Raw genomic sequence first — 13,515 nt, 5'->3', positions numbered from 1 at the left:
CGATCGGCTGCGCAGGTCGTCGTAGCCGAACGCGCGGCCGTACTCGCCAGTGCTATGGCATTGTGAGTCAACGTGATTCGAGTCCCAGGCCGCGAACGCCTCGGCAGCGAGGTCAACCCGCTGATCGCTACGAGGTGAAGCCGGTCAGCCCGGTCTGGTAGGCGATCACGACGAGCTGCGCTCGGTCGCGCGCACCCAGTTTCACCATCGCGCGGCTCACATGGGTGCGTGCGGTCGCGGGACTGAGGAACAGCGCGGCGCCGATCTCGTCGTTGCTCATGCCCTGTCCCACCAGCGCCAGGACTTCGCGCTCACGGTCGGTCAGCACGGCGAGCCGGTCCTCGGCGGACTTGGCTGCCCGGCGCTGCGCGGTGAACTGACCGATGAGCCGCCGGGTGATCCGAGGTGCGAGCAGTGCGTCACCAGCGGCGATCACTCGGATGGCGTGCAGCAGTTCGGCCGGGCCCGCGTCCTTGAGCAGGAACCCGCTCGCGCCCGCCTGCAAGGCGTCGAATACGTTCTCGTCGGTGTCGTAGGTGGTGAGGATGAGCACCTTGACCCGCTCCATCCCGGCGGCCGCTGCGATCTGGGCGGTGGCGCGTATCCCGTCCAGTCGTGGCATGCGGATGTCCATCAGGACCACGTCGGGGCGGGTGGCGCGAGCGAGTTCGACGGCTTCCGCGCCGTTGGTGGCTTCACCGACCACCGTGATGTCGTCTTCCAGGTCGAGCAGAACCTTGAAGCCGGAACGGACCAGGCGTTCGTCGTCGGCGAGCACGACTTTGATGGGTGGTGTGGCGTTCACGAGCGCGATCCGACCGGGGTCAAGGGTAGGCGGGCGGTGACCTCGAACCCGCCGCCGGGACGCGGCGTCGCGTCGAGTTCACCGCCGAGCAGTCGGCAGCGTTCGCGCATCCCGACGATGCCGCGTCCGGTCGTGGTGCTGCTATCCGTGCGGACCGGTGCGGCGGCGCGACGACCCTCGTCGGTGACCCGTATCCGCAAGGCGTCGATGCCGGGTTCGAGCGCCACGGTCACCCTGGTCGGACCGACGTGCCGGATCACGTTGGTGATCGATTCCTGCACGATGCGATAGGCGGCGCTGCCCACCGCGCTCGGGAGCGGAGTGACCGGGGGAGTCTGCGCGAAAGCGATGTCGAGCCCGGCATCGCGGGCCTTGCCGACGAGTTCGTCGATCTGGCCGAGCCCCGGGTAGGGTTCGCGCTCGTCGCCGTCACGCAGTACACCGAGGATCGCGCGCATCTCGCGCAGTGCCCGCGAACTGGTCTGCTCGATGGTGCGCAGGGCTTCCCGGGCCTGTTCCGGTCGCTTGTCGAGCACGTGTGCGGTGACCCCGGATTGCACATTGATGATGGCGATCGCGTGGGCGACCGTGTCGTGGACTTCGCGGGCGATCCGCAGGCGTTCGGCGTCGACCCGCGCTCTGGCTTCCTCGTCGCGGGACCGTTCGGCCAGTTCCGCTCGTTCTTGCGCATCGGCGGCGATGACCCGGCGGGATCGCACGGACTCACCGAGGATCGTGCTGATCACCGACGCGCCGATCCGGAAGAACACCCAGCCGATGGCTACCAGCGGCTTGATATCCGCCGCGGCGATCAGCCAGCCGACGGCGAGGACCGCGATGCCCGCACCGGCGATCATCAGCGTCCGCCGCCCGTCGCCGTAGGCGGCCAGGGTGTACAGGGCGACGAAGAGTCCGAGATAGGAAAGCCGGTCGGGGAAGCCGAGACCGAAATAGATCAGACTGGCCAGCGCCGTCACGCCGAACACCGCGACCGGCTGCCTGCGGCGGGCGGCGACCGCCAGGCCGCTGACGATCAGCAGGACATATCCGAAACCCGACACCGGCGTGTAGGCCGGCTCGAGCGGCACCGGTATCGCGGCACTCTGCACCTGGATCACGGTGACGAACAGCGCCAGCAGGACATCCGGGAACCAGGCGGGCCGACGCGAGAACCAGGCGGACAGCCGTCGTGCCACCGCCTGCTGAACCATGCCGTGAGCGTACGGCATCCGCGAGCGCTCGCGCTCCGGACCGGATGCGCGATCGACTACGACGACCGACGCAGCCGATCACGATCGCCTACGCGGATTCGCGTAGGCCGGAAGCCGAGTATGAACGGCGCTATTCACCTATCGGCTGCCGACGGCTCCGGTTCTGCGCCCACACGGTCCAGAGCGTCAGGACTGCTCTTGCTCGGGATGGGTCACGATGGTTTGCAACGAGTTCCGCAGTTGCTGCGCGGCCTGCGGACTGAGCTGCGCCAGGAACTCACGCTCGGCGGCATCGCTCGCCTCGGTGGCCCGGCGAAGAGTGTCCTGTCCGGCATCGGTCAGTGCGACCACGTTGCGACGCCGGTCGTTCGCGTCCGGCTGACGTGCCACCAGGCCCTTGCCTTCCAGAGTGTCCAGCATCGCGACCATCGTGGTGCGGTCGATGCCCAGCCGCTGCGCCGCCTGCTGTTGGGACGTGGGTTCACGGCCCGCGAGGACGAACAGCACGCCGAGCTCGCGCCCGTCGATGCCGTACGGCGCCAACGCTTTCGTGTTCAGCTCGGCCATCCGCAACTGCGCGTGCTTGAGCAGGTAGCCCAACCGGCTGGTCAATTCGGGGCCCGGCCCATCCGTCCTAGACACCCGCAGATTCTATCGCTAGCCTGATCGTCAGTAGTACTGATAATCAGCTAGACGACAGAAAGGCTCATGTGATGATCTTGGTCACCGGAGGTCTCGGGTTCATCGGCTCCCACACGGTGCGGGCCCTGCTCGACCTGGGCGAGGGCTGCGTGCTGGTCCAGCGTCGAACCGGCGAGGTACCGGCCGAGTTCGCCGGTGCGCAGGTGGCGGTGGAGCGGGCCGACATCACCGATCTGACGGCGTTGCTCGACGTGGGCACGCGCCACAAGATCACCGGCATCGTGCATCTCGCGGGTTCGATGCCCTGGCCACCCGGCTCCGACGAGCCCATCGATGGCGCGCGGAAGGCGATCGGCAGTCTGTTCAATGTGATCGAAGCCGCCGAGGCCTGGGGCGTGCCGCGGGTCGGCGTCGCGAGCACGATCGGCGTCTACGCCGGCCTGACCGGTGCGGGTCCACTGCGGGAAGACATGCCCGTTCCGCTGACCGCACCCCATCCGATACCGAGCTTCAAGAAGATCGGTGAGCTGCTCGCCGACCATTTGACCGGGGCGACCGGCATCGAGATCGTCAATTACCGAATCTCCGCCATCTGGGGCCCGCGCGGCCGACCCGCGGACCCGTTCTTCCCGGCCCCTCAGCTCGTCCATGCCGCCACCCGCGGCACCGCGCCGGACCTGTCGTCGCTGCGCTTCCCCGCTTACGCGGAAGACGCGATCGACCTGTGCTACGTGAAGGACTGCGGCCGGGCCATCGCACTCCTGCAACTGGCAGACCGGCTCAATCACCGCACCTACAACGTCGCTTCCGGCCGCGCGACGACCAACGCCGAAGTCATCGCCGCGATCGAGAAGGTCGTCCCGGACGCCGGGATCGACCTCCCCACCGGTGGGTCCGGACAACGCAACTACCTCGATATCACCCGTATCCAGCAGGACACCGGCTACCGGCCCGACTACGACACCGAACGCGCGACCGCCGACTACATCGCCTGGCTGCGCGCGGGCAATGAGCGCTGAGCGGGTTTCGTGGCCCCGCAAGCGCCGCTGGGCCGGAAGGGTTCGACGAGTTGGGCGAGATAGCCGCTGGGGTAGTCGGGCTTGGCGGCCATCCCGAGGTCGTCGCTGGTGAAGCGGCGGTTCGGGTCGTAGGAGTAGGTGCGCAACAGGTGATCCCAGAACAAGGTGAACAGTCCGAAGTTGACGTCGCCGATGCCCGCCCATTTCAAGTGGTGGAACCGGTGTGCCTGGTTGAGCGCGAGCACGGTACGCAGGGGGCCTACGCGGTAGTCGACGTTCGAATGTTGCAGTAGGAGTTGCACCGCGACGGTGAACGCGAGGGCCGAAGCTACCGAGGTGGGCAGGCCCAGCAGTACGAGCGGGGTGACACCGGCGACGGTCTCCAGGGTCTGGTGCAGAGGATGTTTCATCAGGCCGTTGAAACCGTAGGCGCGTTCGACGCTGTGGTGCACGGCGTGCAGCCGCCACAGCGCGGGAATCTTGTGGCTGGCCAAGTGGGTCAGCGTGATGCCGAGATCTGCGAGGAGAACCGCGACCAGCACCTGAATCGGGAAGGGCCACCGGTGCGGCCAGACATCGGCGGAAGGGATCAGCGCGGCCATCAGCGGCAGTGCGGCCACGCCGCCGAGGGTGAGCAGTTCGTTGACCACGGCGTGCGCGGTGTCGCGCCGACCGTCGTCGTGGGCGCGGTTCCAGTCGTCGTGGTAGGGCAGGATCCGTTCGGCGGCGAACGATGCGGCGATCGCGAGTACCAGCAGCGGCAACAGCCATAATTTGCCGGCGCCGGTGGCGATGACGGCGAGCGCGGCGCCGTTGACCGCCAAGAGCATGAACGGCACGTAGCCGTAGCGAACCAAGGTGTGCATGCCGTTCAGCGTGGGGGCCGCGGTCCCCACGGCGCTTGAACGGATTCGCTACGGCCGCACCATGGTGACCGCACCGGCGAGTTCGGAGGGGGTGAGCCCGAACATCTCGCGACAGACTCGGGTGAGATGCGCGCTGTCGGCGAAACCCGCGGCGTGCGCGGCCTCGGTGAGCGTGCCGCCGCGACGGGCGTGGTCCATCGCTTGTCGCAGGCGCGCCCACCGCACATACGGCGGGAACGCCAGCCCGAGCTCGGCACGGAACAGATGACCGAGTCGACTCGCCGACAGTCCGACCGCGGCGGCGAGCTCGGCCAGACGCAGCGGGCCGTCGAGTAGGTCCGGCAGCAGCTCCAGCGCGCCACGCAGCGCCGGGTGCCGGGCAGCGCCGGTGGGAGCGGGATCGCCGATCAAGGCCGTCAGTGCGGCGTGCGCCAGTTGCTGGGGATCCCGCTCGCCGTCGTCGAGGTCGAGCAGTGGCAGCGCGGCCCGCGACCACGCGGTGACCGAGTCGACGGCGCTCCCGGTGCGCCGCACACAATCGGTCAGCGCGCGCCCGAGGGGCGACTGCGCGTCGGCGAAGACGAGCAATCCCGTTGCCGTGCCGGTAGTTTCGTGCGGTACACCGGGAGGGATCAGCGCCGCTCGCCCGGCCCAGTGGCGGCCGGCGTCGTCCCGCAGACCGACGGAGCCGTTGGCACTGAAGATCAATTGCGCGGCGGCATGATGGTGGCGGTGCGCGTTCCCGAGCCGCCCCGTGTACAACAATCTGCCCGGGTACAGCGTCGCGGTGCCTTGCCACATGTCCGACACCTCCCGATCCCGCTACGACTCGGCCGCCGCGGCCTCGATGGCCTGCTTCATCTCCGCGAGGCCGTATTCGGTACGAATCCGCACTTCCGGCGCGGCCGACTCCGGCAAGACGTCGGTGATCCAGATCAGTCGGCCACGCTCCCCCTCGGCGCGAACCTCGAACGAAGCGTGGTGATAGTCCAGCGCGGGCCTGGCCCCTTCGACGACGGAGTACGCCAAGCGGCGGGCCTCGTCATCGATGGAGACGATCAGTTCACGGATCACATGCCCGTCCGGGAAAGTCAGCGAACGCCGCGCTCCCTCCAGGCGGGTGTCGACGACCCGGCCGGGCAGCAGGCGTCGATGCACGGCGCCGACATCACGCACGACATCCCAGATGTGGCGCGGCGAAGCGTCGATCACGATCTCATGGCGAATCGCTGTCATGGTCCGACGCTCCCTCGTCGTGGGTCAGATCATCGTCAATCTACTCGAGCCGGGCGCCGATCACCGCCACAGACCGCCGCAGGGCAGCTCGGGCAACTCGACGTGGACATCGTCATCGATCGTGACGATCAGGTCCGGATGACTGTGCGCCAAGTCGCCGGCCAGACTCCGGGCCTGTTCCGCGCACGCTCGGTAGTCCAGGACAAGGGCGCCGGATTCGATGTGGATGTGCCGGATATGCTGCGGGTTCGTCATGTCCACCGCACTGTCCGGTGTGTTGTCGGTACGGCAGGCTCCGCGCCACCTCCAGACATCGGTCGCAGCGCGGTCGAGCCATGTGGAGGGCCGAGCGTCCTATGGCTCACGTTCCAGAACTCCTCGTAACTTAGTCCGAGATCAACCCTTCGATCGCGCACCCACCAGCGCACTTATGACGAGGTGACGGTTCATCTCGGCGATCTACCGCAAAGAACAATCAGTAACTTACCAGCTATCGCCGATGCACTCCAGAAGGCTTCGAGAGCGCATCGGCGTCCGGAAGGCTCAGCGCGGCGGCTGGCTCATGTCCCGGTTCATGGTGGGGATCTCGATACTGATCGGCATCCGCAGTTCCGCCAGATAGAGCAGCGCCGCCCTGCGGAGGAATTCGTCGAACAGCCAGTAGGCATCCGGCGCGAGCGGCACCACGGGCAGCAGACCTTCACGCACGGCGATGAAAGGCCCCCAGCTCACCCGCAGCAGCGGGTCCCAGACCGGCTCCCTGGCGATGGCCAGCCCGTCGGCGATCTTGTCGCCGAGCAGGAAGCGGGTGAAGGCGCCGAGCACCGGTTTGGTGAGGACGGCGAAGTCGAGGTTCGCCCCGAGGCGCAGCAGCCGGTCGGCCAGCTTGGCGCCCTCCGGGGTCGGCGCCAGGATCGGATCCAGCACCTGCGCGGCCTGCGAGTCGGCCTCCGCCCAGGAGTTCGGAATGTATTCGTCACGGATGCCGAGCATGTGCGCGCCCACCTGCCACGAATGCAGGAACGCCTCCGACTCCGCGACGGGCATCGGCACCTGCCACGCGGTCAGATGCTTCATCACGGTGGTGGGCAGGCTGTGCCAGGTGACCATCAGATCGTTCTGGCTGATCGGGATGTCCTCCTCGGCGGAGTACACCCAGTGCGGGGACTGCGGCAGCAGGTGACGCACAGCGGCATGAACCAGCCGGGTCTTCACGCAGGTCACGACCATCTCACCAGCGGGCGCGTAGGCATTCGCGGTCCCGATGTCGTAACCGAGCTTGGCGGTCTTCAAGATGCGGTCCTTCAGGTCGTGACCGCCCTTGGAGTAGTAGACCGCGCGCGCCTCCTTGGGAATGACCGTGCTCATCATGCCGCTGGCCAGCCCGTAGAGCACGCCGAGATACAGCCCGCGCTTCTTGTTGAACTCGACGGCGGTGGCCAGCTTTCCGCGATCAGCCCAGGGCGGCAGCTGACGTGCGTATTCCATGAAGTCGCGCAGATCCGGCGGCAATCCGTCCGGCAAAGGCTGCCCGTTCGCGGTCCAGGTGCGCAACAACTCGTTGACCCTCGGCACCTCCCCCCGGTCGATCAGAGAGGCGACCAACTGATCCGCCTCGGGATCCCAGACGGTGAGCGGATCGGCCCCTTCACCGGAGCCGGCCACCGAACCCTGCGGGGACCACGTCCACGGCTCCGCGCGCGCGGGGGTCGCCATGGCCAGCGCGCCGAGCGCGCCCAACACCCCACCGGCTTTCAACGCGTTGCGCCTGCTGAGTCCATCCATGTCTGCGCCACTCCTCATTGAGCCGAGCGCCGCCGTGATGATGCGACGAAAGATCGGCAGCACTCGTACATCGCCGTCGCATCGATAAGAACAGTCATTAACTTAGCAAGCACTGGCGCTTGCTGTCCCGGCTTTCCGTAACTTGCCGGCACCAATCGCACCATGACCGACACGCGCGCAGCTCGGCGCTGAATCGCAGATGATCTGCATATTCGCCGAATTTGAACACTTGACCAGCGACTCACCGATAGAACGGCATCCGGCGTGCCATCAGGTTCTCTCCACTTATCACCACCTGAACCAGTCGCAAATAACTAGTCACATAGACAGTTGGTCACCCAGTCTTCTCGCTGCCGTGTCACCGCTGGATCATGACCGCCGCACAACGAAACGGGCCGGGCGGTTGTACCGCCCGGCCCGTGTTCGGTCGACGTCAGCGACCGGCGTGGCTGTGCTGTCCGCCGCGCACCTTGGCTTCGTTGGGCTGCGCTTCGGCGCCCTTGCGTCCGGCCGCACTCGGATCGGCCGAGTTACGCTCGCCGAAGCTGCCGGTGCTGGCCTGGCCGCCGCGACGCGCCTGCTCCTCGGTGTCGGAACGGTTGCCGAACTGGCCCGGGTTCTTCTGGTCTGCCATCACTTGCTCCTTTCGGTAGCGGATGAAACCGACTGTGGCTCTTGGCGCCACGTCTTCGTGCTACCCCTGCCCCAGTGCTCGAATCAGCCTCGGAGCTTCTTCACACGATCGAAAAGAACTGCCCGGAAACGGCTTCTCCAAGCCGCCCCGGGAAGCTGGTCGCGGCATCCGACCCGGCCAGACCGGCCGGGCGCCACCTGCGTATCCGGCGAGACCAACCGGGTAATCGGGACGCCGCCCCGGCGGAGTCGCGGCGAGCGCCGCCGGAAACGAGTAGTCGCCTACGCACGATCGCGCGGCCGATCGCGACGAGCATTCGGTAGCGCCCCAACCGTTCGTGGACGGCAGGTGCGCGTGCGAGACAAGCAGGAATCGGTGTCCGCGGCGCCGACTGTCAGCAGTGCAGAAAGGCCGAAGAGATGAAGAAGTACGAAGTCCAACCCGGCGACACCCTCTCCGCGATCGCCCATCGGGAGTACGGAGACGGCAGCCTGTTCCCGGCGATCGCGCGCCAGAACCATCTCGCCGATCCGAATTCGATCGATGTCGGACAACAGCTCCTGATCCCCTACATCACGCGGCGCCACCTCCTCACCACGCCCGACTCCACCGCGGCGCGGAAGCAGATCACCCAGCGCTACTACGGAACCGAGGACACCGGAGTCCAGCTGATCTGGGAAGTCGTCAACGGCGTGGCGCAACGTGCCATCCAGCCCGGCGCGTGGCTGCACATTCCGGAGCTCGCCGATGTCGGTCACCACACGGTGACCGAAAGCGAAACCCTCTCGATACTCGCCGAGCGCTGGTACGGCGACCCGAATCTCGGCGTGATGATCGAACTGGCCAACCACTTGCCCTCGGGCAGCCAGCCGGCTCCCGGCCACGTGCTCGTCGTGCCCGGCCTGAACCGCCGCCGCGGCGTCGCGGGCGACACGCTGCGCTCGATGTGCGAGGACCACTACGGTCCTGCGGATCTGGACACCAGAGTGGGAGTCGTCGCGGCGGCGAATCACATCGCCGAGCCCCAAGCGCTCTTCTCCCGCCAGGTGATCCACTTCCCGTCGTGACCGGGGCCGGCGGCTACGTCGTCGCGTGAGCGCGGCGGCGCCGGGTCCGGCGCCGGAACAGCCAGGTCGACAGGCCCGTGATCGCCAGCGCGAGCGGTGTCAGGCCGAATGCCAGCCAGATCAGTCGCCACCAGCCGTTCACCAGCCAGCCGAAGTGGGCGGGCTCGAAGACTTTGGCGTAGAAGGTGTTCGCCAGCGGCCGGTCGTGACTCGCGTCGACCACCTTGATGTCGGAATCGTCACGGGCGTTCACGTAGACCATGACGTCGCCGCTGTAGAAGAGGCGGTGCTCGCGCGGGGAGTAGGCCCCGGCGACGACGGCGCGGTAGTACGGGGCGGCGTCCGTGGGCAGCAACAGGTAGGCGAGTCGGCCCGGCGCGGCCCGATCCGCGATCGCCGTGGCCTCGCCGATGGACAGCGGGGGCCGTCGGGCATCGCTCGACCGCGGCACGAAAGACCGCTCGGTTCGTTCTAGGGTCGTGGTGCCGCCGGTCGCCACGAGCCAAGCCCGTTGCACGGCAGGCCATTCGATGGTGGTGCCGGTGATGCCCCACAGCAACAGGAACGGCACCGCGAGAATACCGATGACGTCGTGCAGGTCGCGGTCCCGGGCGAAGCGGCCTTTCCGCAGCCGGACCCGGAATCCGTGGCGCAGCCGTGCGAGTGACGGCCACCAGATGACCGCGCCGGACACCGCGAGCGATACCAGCAGGACGCCGAGCGCGCCGAGAATCACCGCACCCCATTTGATGCCGAGGAGCGGAGCCTGATTCTCCAGGATCGGGATCGCGCCGGAGTAGCGCGCACAACCGAACGCGCAGTTGTGCAGGTTGGTCAGCCAGCCGAGAACGCCGTCGGTCAGGTTCACCTGCTCGTTGATTCGTCCGGTAGCGGGATCGACGGAGTAGGCGGCGGTGTACTTCGTGTTCCCGATCGCGATCACGCCGCCGTCTCCACCGACCCAGCCGACGTCGAAACCGGGATCGGCGGCACGCACCATCGCGACGGCCTGTTCTGCGTCGACCACCGCCGGCGCGTCCGTGTGGCGATAGAACGAAGCGTGTTGCGCTCGGAACAATTCCGCGTGGTAGAGCAGGATCGCGCCCGAAGTCGACTGGATCACCAGGACCGAGCCGAGAATCAGCGCCGACCAGCGATGGATCGAGATCAGCCTGCGCCGTATCGGTTTCCGGGATCGCTTCGGTGATCCGACGATCCGCTTGCCAGGCTCGCGCACCACCACGGTCGTATTCATAAGGTTAGGCTAACTTCAAAATCCGACCTTCCCAATGCGGGCACGGCACCCAGGAGGAAGGGCTTGTCTACACCACCGCACCGGCGGATGATCTGATCAGAGTCACCCCGGACTCGGATCGACGTTCCCGGGCCGGGTTCGGATCGCCCTATCGCTCAGCCAAGGAAATCACCATGATCACCAAAGCCACGCAAGCGATCGCCGCAGCCGCTCTCGCACTGACCATCGGGGCCCTTTTCGCCCCGGCAGCCTCCGCCGCACCGGCTTCACCCGTACCGACGAACGACGCCCTCGGCTCGGTCACGGTATGCCTCAATATCCCACTGGGCCCGGCCAGCATCAGCTTCTGCATCTGAGGTCACCGCACACGCGGTACCGGCGAACGGACGCCATCCGCGCGGGCCCCGAGGGCTCGACCACGGCGGCCACGAGCGGCGTCCCGAGCAATCGAGTCGTCGGCGGGCACGCTACCCCGCCGGCACGAGGTCGACGCCGTATCCCGGGTGCATGCGCGATGCCATCCCGGTCCGGAACACCTCGACGGGACCGGCCACCTCGGTGGCGACCCCCGCGGCCCGTAGCGCGCACGCTTTGAAGGCCCGCCCGGCCGAGCTGACGCGGTGCTGGACCGAGCCGACCCGATGCTCGAGTTCCGCGGGAAGGCCCTCGCCCCACATCGTCACCTCGGTGAGCCCGCGGTCGAGACAGTCGAGCACGCCGTCACGAACCCGGCTGTCGGACCGATACGTCTCGGCGGCGACGGCGACCGCCTGCGGCCACGTCTCGCGGACCGGCGCGGCCGAGAACTGTTCGAGATCGAGCACCGTCGCCCCCAGGATGCGCAGCGGACGGATATCCGCCTGACCGGTCACCAGCACCGTGACCTCCCAGCCCGCGACGGTTCGATCGAACAGCCATCCGCCGGTCCAGCGCACGACGTCCGCGATATTCGGGGCGACCACCGCCAAGCGGTACCGATGTGGGCAGTCGCGAGCCTGGGCTCGCCATTGCGTGAAGGAGCGCGATCGTACAGCCATGGTTCCCATCCCGGTATCACCAACGAAAATATCGACAGGTCCGGCCGCGGACACCGACTCCGATGGGGTACCACCATCGCGCCGGCCATAGCGGATCAGCGAGTCGCGCGGCCGATGGGCGGCCGCGTGCCGAACCAGCGAAGGATCCGGTGAGCGGAGACGGCGGGTGGAGGTGGATCGCCGCGCCCCTCGCCGGAAGGTTCTGCCGCACACACAGTAAGGCGGACGGCGACCTGATGACGCCGCTTCGAACGAGCCGAATTGTGACCTGCATCACTACGCAGCAATTACCTGGTCAAACCCGCCGATTCACCTACCGCACCGCGCAGTCGCCATCCCGCCACCAGCCCGCTCCCGGTCCGCGACATTCGGACACAAACGGCCGCACGCCATCCACCCCCCGCGAGACCAACGCGGACGACACCGCGCACGACCACCGAAGAACCCATCACACCAGCGATTTTCAGAACATCAATTCAGATTCGGAACTCAGCGCACGACTGGCCACACCATGAGACACGATACGTCGACGGCTTGACGACACCGCGCGCATGGTTCAGACTGATCACCTACCGGACAAACCTATCCGGATCTGCGACAGGTCCGGGATACCATCGTGGGCAATCTCTTAGCAATCGCTATATCGAGAGCCTGCCACGCGATGATTCCACCAGCGACCGAGGGGGCGGCATGGGCAAGTCGGCGTCTCGGCGACGATCCCAGGAGACGCATGCGAACGTCGACGAGACGCGCCGACCCGGACAACCCGCTCATCGCGACCGCCTTCGATCTGCGCGCGGGCGCCATCGTCCTCGCCGAATTCTGCGCTCCCCCGGCCGATCCGTTCAGCATCCGGCATCGCCTGGCGGACCTCATGCCCCTGGACGCACCGGCCCGCCCATTGCCCCGGCGCCTGCACCGGCTCGCCGTCCTGCTGCATCGACCATATGGCGATCACCGCCGAGATCGCCCAGATCCATGATCTGATCGGGCTCGCCGACGAGCTCGTCGAACTGGTGGACATCATCGGTGACTCCGCCGTACATACCGCCGAAGGCATTGTCGCCGTGTGTGATTCGGCACAGCGACAGGCACACGCCACTGCGGTGAGATCGCGCACCCGCGGCGCCGACGCCACGGTACACCGGTTGCTCGCTCGCTGGTCGGCGGAAGCCGGAATAGATTTCGCGCAACGAGAATTCGCCAACGGGCTCCTGCACGTGATCCGTTCGCTCGACCGCGTCGCCGACGCACTGGCGTCGATCGATCGCGCGGCGTGACACGCGACGGACGCGCCCCCCTTCAGCCGCGCAGAGCGCGGTCCAGCAACGCCCATGCCTGCCGGGCGGTCTCCTTCTTGGACTGCGCATCGGTCTTCGACAGCACGGCCGCCAGCATCGCCAGCGCCAGGACCACGTCCGCGGTGGTGATGTCGGCGCTGATCGTGCCGCGCTGACGCGGATCCTCCAGCTTCTCCGCGATGAGGGTGATCAGCCGTCGCGCCACCTCGAACAGGCGCATGTCGTCGGTGTTCGCGGGATGGATCATCGCGATGAACGCCGCCGAGGTGGTGATCTGATCGACCATGATCGCCAGCAGATCGTCCACGGTGACCGCGGGATCGTCCGCCAGCGCCTCGATGCCCTCGATGTTCTCCTCGAACACCGCGAGCGCGATGCTCTCCCTGGTCGGGAAGTGTCGGTAGAGCACGCCCTGCCCCACGCCGGCGGCCCGCGCGATGGAGCTGAACGGCGCGTCGAAGCCACTGTCCGCGAAAACCTCCCGCGCCGCTTGGATCAAGGCCGCCCGATTGCCGGCCGCCGCCTTCGGCCCCCTGTTCACACGGCGTGGCGAGGTCATTCGGGCAAGGTTACCGGACCATCGCCGACCGCCCCGCAGCACGCCGGAGGGCCCGGCACGGATGCCGTAATCCGACCGGATACAGCCGCGCCGTATTG

17 protein-coding genes are annotated in these 13,515 nt (G+C 67.4%); 5 read left to right on the top strand and 12 right to left on the bottom strand.

The annotated features are described in order from the left end of the window. Positions 1 to 127: 127 nt before the first annotated feature. The 3 genes from ACWESM_RS13080 to ACWESM_RS13070 all read right to left on the bottom strand — a co-directional run bounded on the left by ACWESM_RS13080 (position 128) and on the right by ACWESM_RS13070 (position 2,658). Positions 128 to 805: a response regulator transcription factor gene (locus ACWESM_RS13080; RefSeq protein WP_355080095.1), complete on the bottom strand. Its 678-nt coding sequence runs from the start codon at positions 803 to 805 to the stop codon at positions 128 to 130. Next, positions 802 to 2,016, bottom strand: a complete 1,215-nt coding sequence (locus ACWESM_RS13075) for a sensor histidine kinase (RefSeq protein ID WP_364436426.1) — start codon at positions 2,014 to 2,016, stop codon at positions 802 to 804. Before ACWESM_RS13075 ends, ACWESM_RS13080 begins: the two co-directional genes overlap by 4 nt. Positions 2,017 to 2,202: 186 nt before the next feature. Next, entirely contained in the window at positions 2,203 to 2,658 is a 456-nt protein-coding gene (locus ACWESM_RS13070) for a MarR family winged helix-turn-helix transcriptional regulator (protein ID WP_364436423.1), read from the bottom strand. A gap of 71 nt (positions 2,659 to 2,729) precedes the next feature. On the opposite strand from ACWESM_RS13070, the gene ACWESM_RS13065 reads away from it, so the two are divergent. Then, a complete protein-coding gene (locus tag ACWESM_RS13065) occupies positions 2,730 to 3,677 on the top strand; it encodes an NAD-dependent epimerase/dehydratase family protein (protein WP_356965547.1) in 948 nt (315 codons plus the stop codon). On the opposite strand, the gene ACWESM_RS13060 is transcribed toward ACWESM_RS13065, so the two are convergent. The 6 genes from ACWESM_RS13060 to ACWESM_RS13035 form a co-directional block, all read right to left on the bottom strand. After that, entirely contained in the window at positions 3,641 to 4,543 is a 903-nt protein-coding gene (locus ACWESM_RS13060; RefSeq protein ID WP_452491839.1) for a sterol desaturase family protein, read from the bottom strand. The two genes, ACWESM_RS13065 and ACWESM_RS13060, sit on opposite strands and share 37 nt — an antisense overlap. A gap of 48 nt (positions 4,544 to 4,591) precedes the next feature. Continuing rightward, entirely contained in the window at positions 4,592 to 5,344 is a 753-nt protein-coding gene (locus ACWESM_RS13055; protein WP_364436416.1) for a helix-turn-helix transcriptional regulator, read from the bottom strand. A 21-nt stretch (positions 5,345 to 5,365) separates the two neighbouring features. After that, positions 5,366 to 5,779, bottom strand: coding sequence for an SRPBCC family protein (locus ACWESM_RS13050; protein ID WP_356965550.1), 414 nt, complete (start codon positions 5,777 to 5,779; stop codon positions 5,366 to 5,368). A gap of 60 nt (positions 5,780 to 5,839) precedes the next feature. Then, the gene (locus ACWESM_RS13045) at positions 5,840 to 6,034 is read right to left on the bottom strand and encodes a hypothetical protein (protein WP_452491837.1); all 195 of its coding nucleotides are present in this window, start codon (positions 6,032 to 6,034) and stop codon (positions 5,840 to 5,842) included. A 288-nt stretch (positions 6,035 to 6,322) separates the two neighbouring features. Further along, positions 6,323 to 7,564: an oxygenase MpaB family protein gene (locus ACWESM_RS13040; RefSeq protein WP_364436411.1), complete on the bottom strand. Its 1,242-nt coding sequence runs from the start codon at positions 7,562 to 7,564 to the stop codon at positions 6,323 to 6,325. Between the two features lie 433 nt (positions 7,565 to 7,997). Continuing rightward, positions 7,998 to 8,198, bottom strand: coding sequence for a hypothetical protein (locus ACWESM_RS13035; protein ID WP_355080113.1), 201 nt, complete (start codon positions 8,196 to 8,198; stop codon positions 7,998 to 8,000). Between the two features lie 419 nt (positions 8,199 to 8,617). Here ACWESM_RS13035 and ACWESM_RS13030 point away from each other — a divergent pair, with 419 nt between their 5' ends. After that, entirely contained in the window at positions 8,618 to 9,265 is a 648-nt protein-coding gene (locus ACWESM_RS13030; protein WP_364436407.1) for a LysM peptidoglycan-binding domain-containing protein, read from the top strand. A gap of 13 nt (positions 9,266 to 9,278) precedes the next feature. On the opposite strand, the gene ACWESM_RS13025 is transcribed toward ACWESM_RS13030, so the two are convergent. Beyond that, positions 9,279 to 10,520, bottom strand: coding sequence for a PepSY-associated TM helix domain-containing protein (locus ACWESM_RS13025; protein WP_452491835.1), 1,242 nt, complete (start codon positions 10,518 to 10,520; stop codon positions 9,279 to 9,281). Between the two features lie 173 nt (positions 10,521 to 10,693). On the opposite strand from ACWESM_RS13025, the gene ACWESM_RS13020 reads away from it, so the two are divergent. Continuing rightward, complete coding sequence (locus tag ACWESM_RS13020; protein WP_355080119.1) at positions 10,694 to 10,876, top strand: hypothetical protein; 183 nt, start codon at positions 10,694 to 10,696, stop codon at positions 10,874 to 10,876. A 111-nt stretch (positions 10,877 to 10,987) separates the two neighbouring features. On the opposite strand, the gene ACWESM_RS13015 is transcribed toward ACWESM_RS13020, so the two are convergent. Beyond that, positions 10,988 to 11,557 carry a hypothetical protein gene (locus tag ACWESM_RS13015; RefSeq protein ID WP_364436401.1) on the bottom strand — a complete coding sequence of 190 codons (570 nt, stop codon included), beginning with the start codon at positions 11,555 to 11,557 and terminating at the stop codon, positions 10,988 to 10,990. A 730-nt stretch (positions 11,558 to 12,287) separates the two neighbouring features. Here ACWESM_RS13015 and ACWESM_RS13010 point away from each other — a divergent pair. Continuing rightward, positions 12,288 to 12,539, top strand: a complete 252-nt coding sequence (locus ACWESM_RS13010) for a hypothetical protein (protein ID WP_452491833.1) — start codon at positions 12,288 to 12,290, stop codon at positions 12,537 to 12,539. Next, on the top strand, positions 12,505 to 12,837 hold the full coding sequence (locus tag ACWESM_RS13005) for a hypothetical protein (RefSeq protein WP_452491832.1): 333 nt from the start codon (positions 12,505 to 12,507) through the stop codon (positions 12,835 to 12,837). The genes ACWESM_RS13010 and ACWESM_RS13005 overlap by 35 nt, the downstream gene beginning before the upstream one ends. 22 nt (positions 12,838 to 12,859) lie before the next feature. On the opposite strand, the gene ACWESM_RS13000 is transcribed toward ACWESM_RS13005, so the two are convergent. After that, on the bottom strand, positions 12,860 to 13,417 hold the full coding sequence (locus tag ACWESM_RS13000) for a TetR/AcrR family transcriptional regulator (RefSeq protein ID WP_355080122.1): 558 nt from the start codon (positions 13,415 to 13,417) through the stop codon (positions 12,860 to 12,862). Between the last annotated feature and the right edge of the window lie 98 nt (positions 13,418 to 13,515).

Source organism: Nocardia sp. NPDC003999 (assembly GCF_053604885.1).
Note: the sequence above shows the minus strand (reverse complement) of the source record. Positions and strands in the feature narration are given on the sequence as shown.

Excerpts from the sequence above, each read along its gene's own strand:
- ACWESM_RS13065 (WP_356965547.1), top strand. The coding sequence starts at position 2,730 with ATGATCTTGGTCACCGGAGGTCTCGGGTTCATCGGCTCCCACACGGTG.
- ACWESM_RS13015 (WP_364436401.1), bottom strand. The coding sequence starts at position 11,557 with ATGGCTGTACGATCGCGCTCCTTCACGCAATGGCGAGCCCAGGCTCGC.
- ACWESM_RS13020 (WP_355080119.1), top strand. The coding sequence starts at position 10,694 with ATGATCACCAAAGCCACGCAAGCGATCGCCGCAGCCGCTCTCGCACTG.
- ACWESM_RS13055 (WP_364436416.1), bottom strand. The coding sequence starts at position 5,344 with ATGTGGCAAGGCACCGCGACGCTGTACCCGGGCAGATTGTTGTACACG.
- ACWESM_RS13030 (WP_364436407.1), top strand. The coding sequence starts at position 8,618 with ATGAAGAAGTACGAAGTCCAACCCGGCGACACCCTCTCCGCGATCGCC.
- ACWESM_RS13025 (WP_452491835.1), bottom strand. The coding sequence starts at position 10,520 with ATGAATACGACCGTGGTGGTGCGCGAGCCTGGCAAGCGGATCGTCGGA.
- ACWESM_RS13000 (WP_355080122.1), bottom strand. The coding sequence starts at position 13,417 with ATGACCTCGCCACGCCGTGTGAACAGGGGGCCGAAGGCGGCGGCCGGC.
- ACWESM_RS13045 (WP_452491837.1), bottom strand. The coding sequence starts at position 6,034 with ATGACGAACCCGCAGCATATCCGGCACATCCACATCGAATCCGGCGCC.
- ACWESM_RS13035 (WP_355080113.1), bottom strand. The coding sequence starts at position 8,198 with ATGGCAGACCAGAAGAACCCGGGCCAGTTCGGCAACCGTTCCGACACC.
- ACWESM_RS13005 (WP_452491832.1), top strand. The coding sequence starts at position 12,505 with ATGGCGATCACCGCCGAGATCGCCCAGATCCATGATCTGATCGGGCTC.
- ACWESM_RS13060 (WP_452491839.1), bottom strand. The coding sequence starts at position 4,543 with ATGCACACCTTGGTTCGCTACGGCTACGTGCCGTTCATGCTCTTGGCG.
- ACWESM_RS13010 (WP_452491833.1), top strand. The coding sequence starts at position 12,288 with ATGCGAACGTCGACGAGACGCGCCGACCCGGACAACCCGCTCATCGCG.
- ACWESM_RS13050 (WP_356965550.1), bottom strand. The coding sequence starts at position 5,779 with ATGACAGCGATTCGCCATGAGATCGTGATCGACGCTTCGCCGCGCCAC.
- ACWESM_RS13075 (WP_364436426.1), bottom strand. The coding sequence starts at position 2,016 with ATGGTTCAGCAGGCGGTGGCACGACGGCTGTCCGCCTGGTTCTCGCGT.
- ACWESM_RS13040 (WP_364436411.1), bottom strand. The coding sequence starts at position 7,564 with ATGGATGGACTCAGCAGGCGCAACGCGTTGAAAGCCGGTGGGGTGTTG.